Source organism: Povalibacter sp. (assembly GCF_036520495.1).
Taxonomy (GTDB): Bacteria; Pseudomonadota; Gammaproteobacteria; order Steroidobacterales; family Steroidobacteraceae; genus Steroidobacter.
Genome location: NZ_DATDJO010000039.1, coordinates 88,327 through 104,631, shown reverse-complemented (window position 1 = coordinate 104,631; position 16,305 = coordinate 88,327). Strand labels below are relative to the sequence as shown.

15 protein-coding genes are annotated in these 16,305 nt (G+C 62.8%); 3 read left to right on the top strand and 12 right to left on the bottom strand.

Going from position 1 to position 16,305, the window contains the following annotated elements; all coding sequences use genetic code 11:
- Positions 1-60: 60 nt before the first annotated feature.
- Positions 61-678 carry a GNAT family protein gene (locus VIZ63_RS15200; protein WP_331610521.1) on the top strand — a complete coding sequence of 206 codons (618 nt, stop codon included), beginning with the start codon at positions 61-63 and terminating at the stop codon, positions 676-678.
- A 197-nt stretch (positions 679-875) separates the two neighbouring features.
- On the opposite strand, the gene VIZ63_RS15195 is transcribed toward VIZ63_RS15200, so the two are convergent.
- The 12 genes from VIZ63_RS15195 to VIZ63_RS15140 all read right to left on the bottom strand — a co-directional run bounded on the left by VIZ63_RS15195 (position 876) and on the right by VIZ63_RS15140 (position 14,128).
- On the bottom strand, positions 876-1,310 hold the full coding sequence (locus VIZ63_RS15195; protein WP_331610520.1) for a DUF1841 family protein: 435 nt from the start codon (positions 1,308-1,310) through the stop codon (positions 876-878).
- Positions 1,311-1,400: 90 nt separating this feature from the next.
- The gene (gene nth, locus VIZ63_RS15190) at positions 1,401-2,117 is read right to left on the bottom strand and encodes an endonuclease III (RefSeq protein ID WP_331610519.1); all 717 of its coding nucleotides are present in this window, start codon (positions 2,115-2,117) and stop codon (positions 1,401-1,403) included.
- On the bottom strand, positions 2,086-2,712 hold the full coding sequence (locus VIZ63_RS15185; protein ID WP_331610518.1) for an Rnf-Nqr domain containing protein: 627 nt from the start codon (positions 2,710-2,712) through the stop codon (positions 2,086-2,088). The genes nth and VIZ63_RS15185 overlap by 32 nt, the downstream gene beginning before the upstream one ends.
- Positions 2,709-3,359: an electron transport complex subunit RsxG gene (gene rsxG / locus VIZ63_RS15180; protein ID WP_331610517.1), complete on the bottom strand. Its 651-nt coding sequence runs from the start codon at positions 3,357-3,359 to the stop codon at positions 2,709-2,711. Before rsxG ends, VIZ63_RS15185 begins: the two co-directional genes overlap by 4 nt.
- Positions 3,343-4,386: an electron transport complex subunit RsxD gene (gene rsxD, locus VIZ63_RS15175; protein WP_331610516.1), complete on the bottom strand. Its 1,044-nt coding sequence runs from the start codon at positions 4,384-4,386 to the stop codon at positions 3,343-3,345. The genes rsxG and rsxD overlap by 17 nt, the downstream gene beginning before the upstream one ends.
- The gene (gene rsxC, locus VIZ63_RS15170; protein ID WP_331610515.1) at positions 4,383-5,822 is read right to left on the bottom strand and encodes an electron transport complex subunit RsxC; all 1,440 of its coding nucleotides are present in this window, start codon (positions 5,820-5,822) and stop codon (positions 4,383-4,385) included. Before rsxC ends, rsxD begins: the two co-directional genes overlap by 4 nt.
- 4 nt (positions 5,823-5,826) lie before the next feature.
- A complete protein-coding gene (locus VIZ63_RS15165; RefSeq protein WP_349261199.1) occupies positions 5,827-6,366 on the bottom strand; it encodes an RnfABCDGE type electron transport complex subunit B in 540 nt (179 codons plus the stop codon).
- A 4-nt stretch (positions 6,367-6,370) separates the two neighbouring features.
- Positions 6,371-6,940, bottom strand: coding sequence for an Rnf-Nqr domain containing protein (locus VIZ63_RS15160; protein WP_331610513.1), 570 nt, complete (start codon positions 6,938-6,940; stop codon positions 6,371-6,373).
- Positions 6,941-7,062: 122 nt separating this feature from the next.
- Complete coding sequence (gene metG, locus VIZ63_RS15155; protein WP_331610512.1) at positions 7,063-9,174, bottom strand: methionine--tRNA ligase; 2,112 nt, start codon at positions 9,172-9,174, stop codon at positions 7,063-7,065.
- A gap of 124 nt (positions 9,175-9,298) precedes the next feature.
- Entirely contained in the window at positions 9,299-10,417 is a 1,119-nt protein-coding gene (locus tag VIZ63_RS15150) for a type IV pilus twitching motility protein PilT (protein WP_331610511.1), read from the bottom strand.
- 6 nt (positions 10,418-10,423) lie between these two features.
- Positions 10,424-11,518, bottom strand: a complete 1,095-nt coding sequence (locus tag VIZ63_RS15145) for a PilT/PilU family type 4a pilus ATPase (RefSeq protein ID WP_331610510.1) — start codon at positions 11,516-11,518, stop codon at positions 10,424-10,426.
- A 186-nt stretch (positions 11,519-11,704) separates the two neighbouring features.
- Positions 11,705-14,128 (bottom strand): HEAT repeat domain-containing protein, encoded by a 2,424-nt coding sequence (locus VIZ63_RS15140; protein ID WP_331610508.1) that lies wholly within the window; start codon positions 14,126-14,128, stop codon positions 11,705-11,707.
- 371 nt (positions 14,129-14,499) lie between these two features.
- Between VIZ63_RS15140 and apbC the strand changes: the two genes are divergently transcribed.
- Both apbC and dcd read left to right on the top strand, forming a co-directional pair.
- Complete coding sequence (apbC, locus tag VIZ63_RS15135) at positions 14,500-15,594, top strand: iron-sulfur cluster carrier protein ApbC (protein ID WP_331610507.1); 1,095 nt, start codon at positions 14,500-14,502, stop codon at positions 15,592-15,594.
- Positions 15,595-15,669: 75 nt separating this feature from the next.
- Positions 15,670-16,233 (top strand): dCTP deaminase, encoded by a 564-nt coding sequence (gene dcd, locus VIZ63_RS15130; protein ID WP_331610506.1) that lies wholly within the window; start codon positions 15,670-15,672, stop codon positions 16,231-16,233.
- Positions 16,234-16,305: the final 72 nt, after the last annotated feature.

The following is a 16,305-nucleotide window of genomic DNA, read 5'->3' as shown; positions in this document are numbered from 1 at the left end:
GTACAAAAACCGGCCAATAGCCCTTTAGGATGGGGGCTGCTCTCATGAGGAAACGTCTCGATGATCGAGCTCAAGCCTGTTGTCCTCGAACGCTCCGGCATTCGCCTGGAACCGCTGGCCGAGGAGCACCTGCCGGGAATCGAGCGCGCCGCCGCGGACGGCGAACTGTGGAATCTATGGTTCACAGCGGTTCCAGGGCCGGGCCAGGCGCGCCGCTGGTTCGAACATGCGATGGCGGGACTGCAATCCGGCACGATGTTGCCGTGGGCGGTGCGCGATGCGAATACCGGCGAGATCGTAGGCAGCACGCGCTATCACGACATCGTCGCACCGATCGACCGGGTCGAGATCGGCTACACGTTCTATCCACAGAGACGCCATCGCACCGCGCTGAACACGACGTGCAAGCTCCTGCTGCTGGCGCATGCGTTCGATACCGTTGGCTGCGCGGTCGTGGGTCTGCGCACGGATAACTTCAATTTCAAGTCGCAGCGGGCCATCGAGGCGCTCGGCGCGAAGAAGGATGGTGTGCTGCGCCACCATCAGGCGCGCAAGGATGGTTCAGTCCGCGATTCCGTGATGTACAGCATTCTTCGCAGCGAATGGCCGGACGTGAAACGACATCTCGAGCTGCGTCTGGCGCGACATGTCGCTTCCGCGGAGAAGAGGTCCGGCTGAAGCCCAATGGCGTGTGTGATGGGATTCCGAATCACAGATAAAGAATCTCCACGGGGAGCACGGGGTCACACGGGGAAGGAAAACTCTGTAAGAAATGCGACTCTTCCACCCCGTGTTTCCCCGTGGAAATCTTCGATTCTTGCTCCGCTGAGCGGTGGGTCTGGATTCTTGTGGGTTCGACTTCAGTCGAACTCCGATTAGCGCTGCCGGGTCACCCGCGCGAGATACGCGTGCTCGTCCGGCGGCAGGCCGCTGCGCTGCGATTCCCACAGCGTTTCAGCGAGGCATTCGATCAGTTCGTGTTCGGCCGCATGCGCATCGCCCATCCGTCGCACGAGATTGTCGAAGGCCGACCGGATGCCCGGCGGCCGGTCGGTCGCGAGCTGATCGCGGATGGCCAGGTGCAGGCCCATGTGCAGGAATGGATTGGACTGGCCACCCTCGGGCGAATAGTCGCGATCGAGCACGCTGTCCGGATCCTGCAGCGCCTGCTGATATTCAGGATGCAGTTCGATGACGTCAGCGATCTGCATCTCCAGCGGCTGCATCGGTAATCGTTCGCGGCGCTTGCGCCAGGCCTCGATATAGGAGGCACGGAGTTGATCGCGGGACTGGGTGTCGAAGAAGGGCATGAAGGAAGGCTCTAGGCTGTAGGCTGTAGGCCCTGGCCAGAAAAACAGCGACGGCAGTTCTTCTCCGACCTACAGCCTAGAGCCTACAGCCTAGAGCCTCTTTCGTCTGCGTTTCCCGCTGTCGGCAATATGCTCTGCGATGCGCCGCCCCGTCCTCTGACCTTTGGGCTCCTCCGCCTTCGTCTTGTCCTTGAACTCGCACAGGTCCGCGATCGGGCATTCCGGGCAGTCCGGCTTGCGTGCCAGGCAGACGTAGCGTCCGTGCAGGATCAGCCAGTGATGCGCGTCCTGCTTGTACTGATCCGGAACCACCTTGATCAGTTTATTTTCCACGGCGCGCACGTCCTTGCCCTTGGCGATTCCCGTGCGGTTCGAGACGCGAAAAATATGCGTGTCGACAGCGATGGTCGGATGGCCGAAGGCGGTGTTCAGAATCACGTTGGCGGTCTTGCGGCCGACCCCCGGCAATGCCTCGAGCGCTTCACGCGATTCGGGGACTTCACCGCCGTGACGTTCGATCAGCAGGCGACACGTTTCGATCACGTTCTTCGCTTTGGTATTGAACAGCCCGATGGTGCGGATGTAATGCGACAGGCCCGCGACGCCCAACGCGAGAATCGCCTGCGGCGTGTTGGCATGCTGGTAGAGCACGCGGGTTGCGTTGTTGACGCTTTTGTCCGTGGCCTGCGCGGACAGAATGACCGCGATCAGCAGCTCGAACGGTGTTCGGTATTCGAGTTCTGTGGTCGGGTGCGGGCGTGCCTGCTTGAGGCGTTCAAAAATTTCGGCGATTTTCGCTGAGTTCATGCCGATGCGTAATCCAGTTGCGTGCGGCCAGCAGCAGACCGCACGCGATGAAGGCGCCGGGCGGCAGCATGGCCAGAAGAAATCCCATGTCCGCCGGGAAGAGTTGCAGCTCGAGTTTACCGGCCCAGTCACCCAGCGAGTTGCCCGCGCCGTACAGGAGCGAGCCGCGGCCGACGAATTCGCGGGTGCAGCCCAGCACGACCAAGATGGCTAAGATCCGCGCGCCCGACACCAAACCCATTCGGAGCGCCGCGCCAGGCGTGGCGGTACTCGTCTGATCGCCACGCCAGACAATCGCAGCGTTCACGGCGAGCAGTGGCAGGAGTATTCCAAGCGTGCCGCGCAGTTCATGCGCCGCGGCGCCCATCCATAACGTCAGGCTGGTCACGAGCGCAGCGAGCATCAGAATCAATCCGACCTGGCGCGGTTCTGGTGGCAAACGATGCAGCAACTGGCCAGCGAGCGCGCCTATGACGCAGGCCAGGAGCGCGGCGACGCCGAGGCCGAGCGCACCGGTCAGAGTGTCGCTCGCGGCGATGGCGGGGCAGAGCGCAATGGCCAGCCAGACCTGCGCGGTGGAAGGATCGTTCTTCATTGCTGGGGCGGTGTGGAGGCGAAGATGCGATCGCGCTGCGCTCCATAGTATTCAAGCGCGCGGCGAGTGGCGCGAACGATCGCCCGCGGTGTAATCGTCGCGCCAGTGAAGCCATCGAAGTCGCCGCCGTCCTGGCGCACGCTCCAGCGCTGCTGCGGTGGATCGCTCAAGGATTTGCCCCGGAATGCCGGTAGCCAGTCGGTCCGGCGGTTCTCGAACTGGTCGCCCAGGCCAGCGGTCTCCTTGTGACGCACGACCTGCACACCCAGCAACGATCCGTCATAGGCAATCGCGACCAGCAGCTCGATCGGACCGTGATAGCCATCCGGCGCCACGGTGCGAAACACAGCAGCCACCGGTTCGGAAGACTGCCGCGCGCGATAGATCGTCACGGGCTGCGCCACACCGAGAATGTCGGGCGACACGACGTCGATGCGGTCGGTCAGCAGATCGTTGTCATGGCGATCGGGCGGCACGAGCACATCGAGCCGTTGCTGGATCCAGGCCTGCTCATTGCGTCGTGTGCGTTCACGGGTGGCGCTTTCGATCATGGCAATCAGCGCGGCAAGCACCAGGGCCAGTGCGACGACGATGAGCACCGCCGTGAGGCGTTGTGGCCGTCGGACCGGTTCAGCGTTCGTGTCCATAGATCCTCGGCACGGTGAAGCGATCGATGAGGGGCACCGACAGATTCATGAGCAGCACGGCGAATGCGACGCCATCCGGATAGCCGCCCCAGGCGCGAATCACGTACGTCACGAGACCTATTCCGGCGCCGTAGATCAGTTTGCCGCGATTGCTGGTCGCAGAAGAGACAGGATCGGTGGCGATGAAGAATGCGCCGAGCAGGGTGGCGCCTGCAGTCAGATGAAACAGCGGACCTGGGTAGGTGCCGGGATCCATCGCGTACATGAACGCCGCCGGGACCATGAGTCCTGCGAGCATGGCGACGGGCGTGTGCCAGCGGATGATCCGCAGCGCCAGCAGCGACATGCCGCCGGCCAGAAGCCCGACGTTGATCCAGTCCCAGCCCTTGCCGCCGAACGCGCCAAAGATCGGACTCGCAACCGACTCCTGCAACGTGTTGCCCATGGCGAGCCCGGTTCTCACTGCGTTCAAGGGGGTGGGTGAAGTGATGGCGTCCCAGCGCAGCGCATCGGGAAGCTGACCGGTGAAGATCGTGTGGAACACGTCGCCGAAGGAAAGATCCACCGGCTGCAATCCCGCGATATCCGGCGCCAGCCAGCGGGTCAGGTGCGCGGGGAACGAGACGAGCAGCACCGCATAGCCGACCATGGCGGGGTTGAAGGGATTGGCGCCGAGGCCGCCATACAGATGTTTGGCAATGAGGATCGCGAACGCCGTGCCGCTGACAATCAACCACCAGGGCGCGAGCGGCGGCAGGCACATCGCGATCAGCACCGCGGTGATCACCGCGCTGCCATCGCAGAGGAACTGTCGAATCGGCTGCTGGCGCAGGCGTAAGGCCAGCGCTTCCGTCACGAGGGCCGTCGTCACTCCCAGCACGATCTGCAGCACGATGCCGGGGCCGAAAACGATCACATGCAGAATGATCGCGGGCAGCAGCGCACAGATCACCAGGCCCATGATCCTGCCGACCCGGTTGGATCCGACGGTGTGTGGCGCCGTTGCGGCGGGGAAGCTCTTATTCATTGTTTGCGCCCCGTCAGCTGGCGACGCTTCGCTTCGAGCCGCTCACGCTGTTCCTGCTCGATGCGCAGCAGGCGTTCGTTTCGGGCCTCGTAGCGCGCGCGGGCTGCGGAGGCATCGCTGCGTGCCTGCAGTTCCGAGCTCACGGGGATCTTGGCGATTCTGAACTGCTGTGTCAGCGGGATCTGGCTGGGGCAGACGTAGTCGCAGCAGCCGCACTCGATGCAGTCCATCAATCCCAGTTGCAGCAGCGCGCCGAGGTTCTGGTCCCGCGCATGCCAGTGCAACTGTTGTGGCAGCAGCGAGGCAGGGCAGACCTCGGCGCAATCGCCGCAACGGATGCATGGCATCTCCACGCCGCGGGGCTGCAGATCGGCGTTCGCCGCGACGATCACGCAGTTCGTCGCCTTCACCAGCGGCAGGCTGTCGCTCGTGAGGCCCAGGCCCATCATCGAACCACCCATGATCAGTTGCTGTGCTTCCTGCGCATACCCGCCGCAATCGGCGATGAGGGCAGCGATCGGCGTGCCGAGTCGGGCTTCGAGGTTCGTCGCTTCGCGCACGCCCGAGCCGGTGATGGTGACGATGCGGCTGATCAGCGGTTCGCCATCGCGAAACCAGCGTGCGACGGCAGCAGCCGTACCGACGTTCTGGACGACGATGCCGATATCCGCCGGCAAGCCGCCGCTCGGCACTTCGCGACCCATGACCGCCAGGATCAGCTGCCGCTCGCCGCCCGCCGGATAGATGTCGTGCTGTACGCTGATCGCAATGTCGTCCTGATAGTCGAGCGCGGCTCGTAACGCGGCGGCGGCCAGCGGAATGTCATCCTCGATGGCGATGGTGCATTTCGTCGCGCCGATGGCCTGTCTGAGGATGCGCGCACCAAGAATGACGTCGCCTGCGCGTTCGCGCATCAGCATGTCGTCGCAACTGATCCACGGTTCACACTCGGCGCCGTTCAGCAGCAGATGCCGATCGCTCGCGACGTTCGACCGGCTGAGCTTCGGCTCGGTTGGAAATGTGGCGCCGCCCAGGCCGACGATGCCGCCGCGCGCAATGTGCGCACGCAACTCGCCCTCGCTCATGGCTCGATAGTCGACAGCCGGCTGGGCGAATCGCGCGTCACGGCCATCGTTCGCGATGACGATGCTCTGCGCCGGATCGACGCGGTAGGGCACTTCGCGCGGTTCGATAGCGGCGACCCGGCCGGACACCGGCGAATGCAACCAGGCACTGATATCGCCATGAGGTTCGGCAATGGGCTGGCCGAGGAGTACTGCCTCCCCCGGTTGCACGATCGGTCGTGCCGGTGCACCCGCATGCTGATCGAGCGGCAGGATCAACTCAGCAGGTACGCTCGCCGATCGCAATGGCGACCGCGTCGAACGCGCCTTGTTCGCGTCGAGCCTCAGGCCACCACGAACGCGTGGGGTCATGGTGTCATCCAGCCGTCGCGACAGGTGGCGGCAGACGCTGCATGCCCGCGGGTGCGGGCTGCATGTCGATGCAGTCGACGGGACACGGCGGAATGCACAGTTCGCAACCGGTGCAGTCGGCGGCAATCACGGTGTGCATGAACTTGGAGCCGCCGACGATGGCGTCGACCGGACAGGCCTGAATGCACTTGGTGCAACCGATGCATGTCGCCTCGTCGATGACGGCGACGGCGGGATACGCAGGCATGACGCCGAATTGCGGGTCCACGCTGCGCGGCTCGCGTCTCAGCAAATGGGCCAGCGCCACCGCCGTTGCTTCGCCGCCTGGCGGACATTGATTGGTGCCCGCTTCGCCGCGTGCAATTGCCGTAGCGTAAGGTCGGCAGCCATCGAACGTACATCGGCGGCATTGCGTCTGCGGCAGCAGATCGTTGAGACGCTCCACCAGCGCGGCTTCGCCGGTTTGCCGCGGTTGCAGCCAGAGCAGGATGGCGCCGAGAGAGGCGGCGGCCAGGGCGGCTGTGATCAGCAGGGCCACGACCATGGAATCAGTCGCGAACGAGTCCGGTCAGGCCCATGAGCGCGAGCGCCATGAGTCCGACCGTGACGAAAGCTACTGGCATCTCGCGGAAAGCGCGTGGCACTCGCGCCGTGGCGACGCGGGCTTGCAGGGTCGCGAAGGCGAGCAGCAAGGCGGCGAAGGCAGCACCGATTCCGATACCCAGCCACAACGCAGTGGAGAAGTCAGGCGCGACCGCCGACTGCAGTGCCGTTCCCAGGACAGCGGGGTTGCCGATCAGTACGAGAACGAGAGGCCAATGCACCGGAGTCCAGGATCCCAGCTTCGACATCGAGGCAGCAACCACTGGTGCGAGCGTCATGATCACGATGATGACCACGAAGGTTCGCAGATAGTCGATAGCGAATGGCCGCAGGACTGCGTGGTCGATCCCATACGCAATGATCGCGACCGCCGCGATCAGGATGAACGACGCCAGCGCCAGGCCCACACTGTTCGAGTAGTCGTCAGTCGCTTCGAACAACCTCGTTCCAAGCATCGCCGGCGCGTACTGACTGACGAGTACGGCGGCGAGCAGGATGAGGAGGAGGGAGGACATGGGAGGGTGCTAGGTGCTAGGTGCTAGGGCAGAGTCACTGTGGTCGACATATCGATCAACTGCGCAGGTGTGCATGTGACGCTCTGCCCAGAGCCCAGAGCCCAGAGCCCAGAGCCTGCTTCCTACTTCACCTTCATGCCAGGCTCTGCGCCGGCGTCCGGCGACAGCAGGAAGATGTCTTTGCCGCCTGGGCCCGCGGCCAGCACCATGCCTTCGGACGTGCCGAACTTCATCTTGCGCGGTTTCAGATTGGCGAGGACCAGCGTGAGACGGCCCACGAGTTGCTCGGGCTGGTAGGCGGAGCGGATGCCCGCGAACACGGTGCGCTGCGCATCGCCGATGTCGACCGTGAGCTTCAGGAGCTTATCGGCGCCCTCGACGGTTTCGGCCGTGACGATCTTTCCTATGCGGATGTCGAGCTTCGCGAAATCGTCCACGGTGATTTCGCCAACGGTCGGCGCCGCGGCCGGTTCAGCTTTCACAGGCGCTGCCGCGGGCTTCTCCGCTTCCTTCATGCTGTCGAAGAGCGCGTCGAGCTGTTTCCGGTCGACGCGCGTGATGAGAGGCTTGAACACACTGAAGTGATGTCCGGCCGGCAGCAGGCTCGCGGCAGAACCGTGCTCGAACAGATTCCAGTCGAGCGGACCGCTGTTCAGATAGGCCTCGGCCTGTTCGGCCAGTGCCGGCAGGATGGGCTTGAGAAACAGCGTCAGCGCCTTGAAGGTCGCGATCGACGAGGCGCAGATCTCGCCGAGTTTGTTCAGGCTGTCGGCGTTGGACGTGGCGTCCTTCGCCAGGATCCAGGGCTTGTACGCATCGATCTCGGCGTTGATGGCATCGGCCACTTCCATCGCCAGCCGAATGGCCTTGCCGAACTCACGTTCGTCGAACGCGGTGCGGATGGTCGTCTGGTGTTCGAACACGGCGGCGAGCCCGCGGGACTGTTCCGGCAGCGGCGGCATGCTGTTGTTGAAGAACTTCGCGATGAACGGCGCCATGCGACTGGCGATGTTCACGTACTTGCCGACCAGATCGGCGTTGACGCGCGCGACGAAGTCTTCCGGATTGAAGTCGATGTCTTCGACGTTCGAGTTCAGTTTGGCCGCAATGTAGTAGCGCAGCCATTCCGGGTTCATGCCGACGTCGAGATAACGCAACGGGCTGATGCCGGTGCCGCGCGACTTCGACATCTTCGCGCCGGACACGGTGATGAAACCGTGCACGAACACATTGTCGGGCACTTTCTCGCCGGCAAACTTCAGCATCGCCGGCCACAGCAGCGTGTGGAAGTAGATGATGTCCTTGCCGATGAAGTGGATCTGCTCGACGTCCGGCGCCGCGAGGAAGTCGTCGAACGAACGCGACTCGCCATTCGCCCGGGCCTTGCCGCTGTCGAAGTAGTTCTTGAGGGACGCCAGGTAGCCGATCGGCGCGTCGAACCAGACGTAGAAGTACTTGCCGGTCGTTTCCGGAATCGGAATGCCGAAGTAGGGTGCGTCGCGGGAGATGTCCTTGTCGGTGAGCGACTGATCGCCTTCGCCTTCCAGCCACTCGCTGGCTTTGTTTCTCACAGCCGGCTGCAGACGCGGCTTGCCGTTCTGTTCGGCGTTGAGCCATTCGCGCATGAACTGCTTGCAGCGCGCATCGGAGAGCTTCACGAAGTAATGATCGGACGTGCGTCGCACCGGCGTCGCGCCCGACAGCGTGGAGTAGGGATTGATCAGGTCGGTCGGCTCGTAGGCCTTGCTGCAGACTTCACAGGTGTCGCCGTACTGGTCCTTGGCGTGGCAGTTCGGGCACTCGCCTTTCACGTAGCGATCCGCGAGGAACATGTTCTTCACGGGATCGAAGAACTGTTCGACGGCCTTGACGTACGTGAGGCCCGCGGCCTGCAGCTCGCGATAAATGCGCTGCGTCAGCGCCGTGTTCTCGGGCGAATGCGTCGAATGCCAGTTGTCGAAGGCAATGTGGAAGCCTTCGAGGTACTTCGCGCGATCAGCCGCGATGCGCGTGACGAGTTGTTCCGCGGTGATGCCTTCGGCTTCCGCCTTCAGCATGATCGGCGCGCCATGCGCGTCGTCTGCACCCATCCAGTGGACCTGGTTGCCGACCATGCGCTGGAACCGCACCCAGATATCGGCCTGGATGTATTCCATGATGTGGCCAATGTGGAAGGGTCCATTGGCGTACGGCAGCGCCGTCGTGACGAAAAGATGGCGGGGACGAGCACTCATGGGAAACAGCTGCGAATCCGGGGAAAAACGGGCCCGGATTATGCCATGCGGGGGGGTGACGAAGGTGACGAAGGCGGAAACAGCGGTCCTGCCCGCGTTACTTTGGTGACCGTCGTGACTTTCGTTACCCGACGTCTTTCAGGTGCTCGAACTTCGACTTGGTGATGGCCTTCCGGTAGGCCTCTTTGCCCGTGATGATGGCCTTGTCGAGCAATTCCTGGATGGCAGAGTCCATGATCTTCATGCCGTGGGCGGCACCGCTCTGCATGGTGTTCTCGAGCTGATCCAGCTTGCCCTGACGGATCAGGTTGGCGACGGCAGGCGTGTTCACGAGGATTTCCAGCGCAGCGACCCGTCCGGGCTTGCCCGCCCGCGGAATCAGCTGTTGCGAAACCACGCCGCGCAACGACGTCGACAGCATGGCGCGCACATGCGATTGCTTGTCGGCCGGGAAGGCATTGACCATGCGATCCACGGTTGGCGCAGCGCCGTTGGTGTGCAGGGTGCCCATCACCAGGATGCCCATTTCGGCGGCCGTCACGGCGATGCTCATGGTTTCGTAGTCGCGCAACTCGCCGACCAGGATCACGTCGGGATCTTCGCGCAGTGCCGAATGCAGGGCGCTCGCGAACGACGGGCTGTGATTGCCGATCTCGCGCTGGCTGATCAGGCAGTTCTTGCGTGGATGCACGAATTCGATCGGGTCCTCGATCGTGAGGATGTGACCCTTCATGCGGGTATTGATGTCATCGATCATCGCTGCCAGCGTCGTCGATTTTCCGGAGCCGGTCTTGCCGGTCACGAGGATCAGGCCGCTGTTGACCTTGCACAGGTTGCGGACGGCGTCGGGCATGTTGAGCTGATCGAGTGTCAGCGCCTTCGATGGAATCGCCCGGCACACGCAGCCCAGCCCGTACAGATGACGCATCACGTTCACGCGGAACCGCGAAACGCCGGGAATGGTGTACGCAAAGTCGGCGCCGTGCTTCTCCTCGAGCCGCACCTGCGCGGCGCGGGGCATGATTTCCAGCAGCACTTCCTGCACGAACTCCGGCTTCAGCGGCTCCGGCCGCAGCGGATGCAACTCACCATACAGGCGGATACGCGGCGGATCGCCGGCGATGAAATGCAGGTCCGAGCCGTTCCGGCTCAGCACTTCCTTGAGGAATTCATCGATCTTGCGCGGGACGTACTGGTTGGCGCTGGCGGTTGCGCCGGTCGTGCCGGTGGATTCGGTGCTCATGATGGTTCAGCCCGGCGCCAGGTCGAGTTTCGGCAGCACGCTGGTGTCGGTGACGTACCGCGAGAACAGCTTCTTGTCCGACGCATAGACGTAAGCGTCGTCCGCATCGATTTCCTTGGCCTGCACGTTGGCCAGCAAGGCCTGATCGAGCATCTGCATGCCCAGCTCCTTGCCGGTCTGGAGCTGCGACGGAATCTGATGCGTCTGGTCCGTCATGATCAGTTTGCCGATCGCACGGGTGACGATCATGATTTCGCAGATGGCCTTGCGGCCGCGTTGATCCGGTGTCTTCACCAGCACCTGGGTGACGACGGCAATCAGACTCTGCGACAGGAAATTCTTGGTCTGTTCGCGCTCATCGGCGGGCAGAGCGTCGACGACACGATCGATCGTCTTCACCGCTCCGGTCGTGTGCAGCGTGCCGAGCACGAGGTGGCCGGTCTCGGCGGCGGTCATGGCCCAACGGATGGTGTCGGCGTCGCGCAATTCGCCGACCAGGATCACGTCCGGGTCTTCGCGCATCGCCGCGCGCACGCCCTCGGCGAAGGAGGGCAGGTGCGTGTTGAGTTCGCGTTGCAGCACCTGGCTCTGCTTGCTCTTGTGCACGAACTCGATGGGATCTTCGAGGCTGATGATGTTGGCGCGCCGGGTCTGATTGATGTGATCGATCATGGCCGCGAGCGTGGTCGACTTGCCGGTGCCGGTCGATCCGGTGACCAGGATCATGCCCTGGTGGTTGTCGCACAGCCTCTTGATGATCGGCGGCAGCGCCAGCCGATCGAGCGAGGGGACTTCAGAGGGAATCGCCCGAAACGTCGCGCCAATGCCGGTGTCCTTGCGAAACACATTGACCCGGAAGCGGCCGCCATTGGCCGAGACATACGAGAAGTCGACATCGTTGCCCTTGCGCAGCGAATCGAGGTTCGCCTTGCTCATGATTTCCGCGACGTAGCCTTCCAGTTCGGCCTGGCTCAGGTCACGGAATTTGATGGGCAGCAGATCGCCGTACATCCGCAACATCGGTGGCAATCCGACGGCGAAGTGGATGTCCGAGCACCCCTGATCGGTACCCAGCTTCAGGAAGGCATCAATGCGGGCCATGCGAGGGCGTGACGGCTCTGTAGGTTTGTCTGACAACAGACTACAGCGTAACGGTCCCTGGCCGCCAGAGACGGGGGGGCTGGGCTGCTGGGTACTGGGCTCTGGGCTGCTGGCCAGAGTCGATCAAGAACTCGATCGAGAGTGTTCTCCTCCGGCCAGCAGCCCAGAGCCCAGCGGCCTTCTCCCCTACAGCGCCTTCTCCAGCGCCAGCCGCATCTCTTCCATGCTCTGGAAGCGTTTGGCCTTGTCGACGGACATGGCCATCACGACGATGTCTGCCAGAGGCTTGGGCAATGCGGGATTAACCTCAAGCGGGGAGCGGGCTTTTCCCTGAACGTGCTGGTACATGACCGACATGTGATCGCCGCGGCTGTAGGGCGGCTGGCCGGTCACCATTTCGTACAGGATGACCCCCAGGCTGTAGATGTCGGCGCGTTCGTCCACCTTCTTGCCCAGAATCTGTTCCGGCGCCATGTATTTCGGCGAGCCGATGACATACCCGGTCTTGGTGAGCTGGGTATCGCCTTCCTTGTGGGCGGCGGCGACGCCGAAGTCCACGATCTTCAGCAAGCCTTCGTTGTTGATCAGCACGTTCGCCGGTTTCAGGTCGCGGTGCACGATGCCGGCCTGGTGTGCCACGGTCATGCCGGTGGCGATATCGATGGCGTACTGAATTGCGCGCGGCAGATGCAGCGGCTTTTCGTTGACGATCTCGCTACCGAGCGTATGCGAGGGGAAGTACTCCATCGAAATGGCGTAGCTGCCACGCATGAACAGGAAGTCGTAGATGCGGATGACGTTGCGGTGCGTGATCTTGCGCGAGTAGCGCAGCTCGTGCACGAAGCGCTTCATCATCTCCTCGTCCTGCGAGACGTTCGCATTGAGGAACTTGAGGATCAGGCGTTCCTCGACGACGGTATCTTCGACCAGCAGCACCGTACCGAAGGCGCCCTTGCCGATCTTCTCGATGTACTTGTAGCGGCCTTCGAGCACTTCGCCCGGTTTCAATGCCGCGATATCGAGCGGTTGTGTGCCGATCGCCGATTCCTCTGCCTTCTTGATGACCGCGTCGACGTCGCCTTTTTCGATAAGGAGCGTGCGAGCAGCGGCGGGCGTGTCCGCTCTATCCGCTGGTCTGGTAATGCGGGTATGGGCCTGTGCCGCCAGCGCGCTGCTGGTGTAGCGGTTGTCCAGCTCATCGACCGCATGGATCGCTGCCGTGATGAGCGTCTGGTCCGTTGCCGTGGTGCTGATCGAATGAATGCGGCTGCGAACCGTATCTGCGCGTTTGTCGTCGGCGAGCCGCGCGAGCGCATTGATGGCTTCGACCTTGATTTCCTTCTCCGGGCGATCGAGGAGTTGCACCATCTGATCGACGACGCGTGCGTCGCCGATCTTGCCGAGTGCGCGAATCACTGCCGGAAGTGCGCGAGCGTTGTCCGAGCCCATGACCTCCAGGAGCACCGGCACAGCGCGCTTGCTGCCGATCTCGCCGAGTGCATCGATGGCGCGTTCACTGACCCACCAGTCCTTGTCCTTGGTGGCTTCCAGCAGGAAGTTGACGGCGCGTTCATCCTTGGTCTGGTTGAGGATCTCGATCGCGGCGCGACGGACCTCCTCGTCTTCGTCCTTGATGAGTTCGATGACGGCGTCGACCACGCGCGGACCGCCAATCTTGCCGAGGGCATCGGCGGCGCGGGTGCGCACCCACCAGTCATCGTCCTTGATGACCTGCAGCAGATGTTTGATGTCGCGCGAAGTGCCCAGGTGATTCAGGACTTCGACGCCGGCGCGCCGCGCGTATTCGTTCTCGTCCTTCAGGACTTCGATCAGGTATTTCATCGTGTCCGGATCCTTGGCCCGGACGACGACATCGATGGCGCGGTTCTGAACTTCGATATCCGGATCGCGCAGCATGTGGCAGACCGCGCCGATATTGACCGGGCCGTCCATGCGGGCCAGGGCGTTCAAGGCCGCCTGGCGGATGAGCTTGTTCGGATCGCGCAGCTGCGTCTGCAGGGCAGCGGACACATCCGGGCGATTGAAGCGCGACAGGATGCCGATGATGTGCATTCGCGCGGTCGAATCTTTGCCGTCGATGCGGCTGATGAGTTCCGGAATGGCGGCCGGATCCGCGAGTTCGCCGATGATGCGGAACAGCGCCGCCTTCTCGTTCGCTTCCTGGTTGTAGGCGTGCTGCAGCAGTTCGCGGACGCTGAAACGGTTTTTCTGCGCGGCGATGATTTCGACGACCGCCGGCTTCGCAATGTCATCGCGACTGAGCAGATCGATCAGGAGCGATGAGCTGTAATTCGTGCTGGCTGTCAGCGCCCAGCCGACTGCAGCGATCGTGCGCGGGCTGCCATCGACCAGGCCCTGGGCGAGCAGGGGAAAGGTCTTGTTGTCGACCAGCTGCGCGAGAATTTCGACGTAGGCAGCCGTTTCCTTCTTGTCCGCGGCGGCAACGGTGTCGAGAATTTTCGGAATCGCGCCGGCGCCGATCTTCGCCAGCTTCTGGAATGCCTTCTGCGCATCCGGATGCATTGGATCGCCGATGTTCCTGATCTCTGCGATCAGACGTTCGGCTTTCAAGTCGGAAAAAAAACTCATCGAGTCGTCTCGGTATCCTTCGCTTCTGACCGGCCTTGAAATGTGACTCCAGGTTCGCCCCGAATCCCTGCGCCAGATCCCCGTCATGTTTCCGCCGCATTCTAGTTGGCGCAGCCGCCTCTGGCAGGGGGGCGAAAATGAACCTTTGTCCGGTACATCAACGCGTTGTCCTACATTATGCCATGACTGCTGCACGGCAACTGATCACGGGGCCGCAGAATTTCCCGAAAATGGGCCTGCATCCGGTGCCTCTGGCTCCGGGTTAGCACATTGATCCGCTACAATGCGCGCCCGCCGCGATCCGACCAGCAACTCTGTGTGAAGACACACGCCGATGCCAGGCGTGCGGCGAATTCCCAACGGAACGATGCATGACGACACAACATGACATGGCGGTGCGCCATCTGGTGGACACTTTTCGCGAGCCCTATCTCGGTATGGAGCTGGGCCTGGCCAAGGCGGTGGTCGGCGTGGATGCCTCACAGCCCGATGTCAAAGTGCAGCTGCGGCTCGGCTTCCCGGCGAAGCGCTATGGCGTGGAGTTGGCGCAGTCGCTGAGCGAGCAGATCCGCTCGCTGGATGGAGTTCGATCCGTCGATGTCCAGGTCGACTGGCGCGTGGAATCGCAGGCGGTACAGGGCAATCTGCGCCCGGTACAGTCGATCCGGAACATCGTCGCGGTGGCATCGGGCAAGGGCGGGGTGGGCAAGTCAACGACGGCAGCGAATCTGGCTCTGGCTCTGGCGCTCGAAGGCGCGGCCGTTGGATTGCTCGATGCCGACATCTACGGCCCGAGCCAGCCCCGCATGATGGGGCTCGGTGGCCAGCGCCCCGTGAGCCCGGATCAGAAATCGATGCTGGCACCCGAGGCGTATGGCATCAAAGTGATGTCGATCGGCTTCCTGATCGACGAAGAGCAACCGATGGTCTGGCGCGGCCCGATGGTCACTCAGGCGCTGATCCAGTTGTTGGAGACCACCCGTTGGGGCGAACTCGACTATCTGATCGTCGACATGCCGCCGGGTACGGGCGATATCCAGTTGACGCTGTCGCAGCGCGTGCCGGTGAGCGGTGCGGTCATCGTCACCACTCCCCAGGACATCGCCTTGCTCGACGCCCGCAAGGGCCTGCGCATGTTCCAGAAGGTGGAGGTTCCGGTGCTCGGCATCATCGAGAACATGAGCACACACATCTGCTCGAACTGCGGTCACGAAGAGCACATCTTCGGCGCCGGCGGCGGGCGTCGCATGGCCGAGCAGTACGGTGTCGACCTGCTGGGAGAATTGCCCCTGGATATTCGTATTCGGGAACAGATGGATGGTGGCAAGCCCACGGTGGTCGCTGATCCGGACGGGTCGCTGGGACGCGCCTATCTGGATCTGGCTCGCCGGACCGCGGCGCAACTTGCGCGCCGGTCATTGGCGCCGTCACCCGCTTTTCCGTCCATACAGGTCGAAGACACCTGATAAATCGCCGCCGCGGCGTTCACCGCATCCGGCGCCCTCGTCACCCTCCTCACTGTCGTTACTCACTACTTATTTATGAGCATCAAGTCCGATCGCTGGATTCGCCGTTCGGCCGCCGCAGGCATGATCGAACCCTTCGAGCCCGGCCAGGTTCGCGTCGCCAATGGCGGCAAGATCATCTCGTACGGCACGTCGAGCTACGGCTATGACGTACGCTGCGCCAACGAGTTCAAGATCTTCACGAACATCAATTCGACGATCGTCGATCCCAAGAATTTCGATTCCGGCAGCTTCGTGGATCAGGTCTCCGACGTCTGCATCATTCCGCCGAACTCATTCGCGCTGGCTCGCACGGTCGAGTACTTCCGCATTCCCCGCAACGTGCTGACGATCTGTCTGGGCAAGTCGACCTACGCGCGCTGCGGCATCATCGTCAACGTGACGCCGCTCGAGCCCGAGTGGGAAGGGCATGTGACGCTGGAGTTCTCCAACACCACGACGCTGCCGGCAAAAATCTACGCCAATGAAGGCGTGGCGCAGATGCTGTTCCTGGAATCGGACGAAGTCTGCGAGATCTCGTACAAGGACCGCGGCGGGAAGTATCAGGGGCAGCGGGGCGTGACGTTGCCGAAGGCGTAGCGATTGCCGAAGCAATCGCAGTGACGAGGGTCACGAAGGCTACGAGAGTGATGAGGATCGGGAAGATCGCTT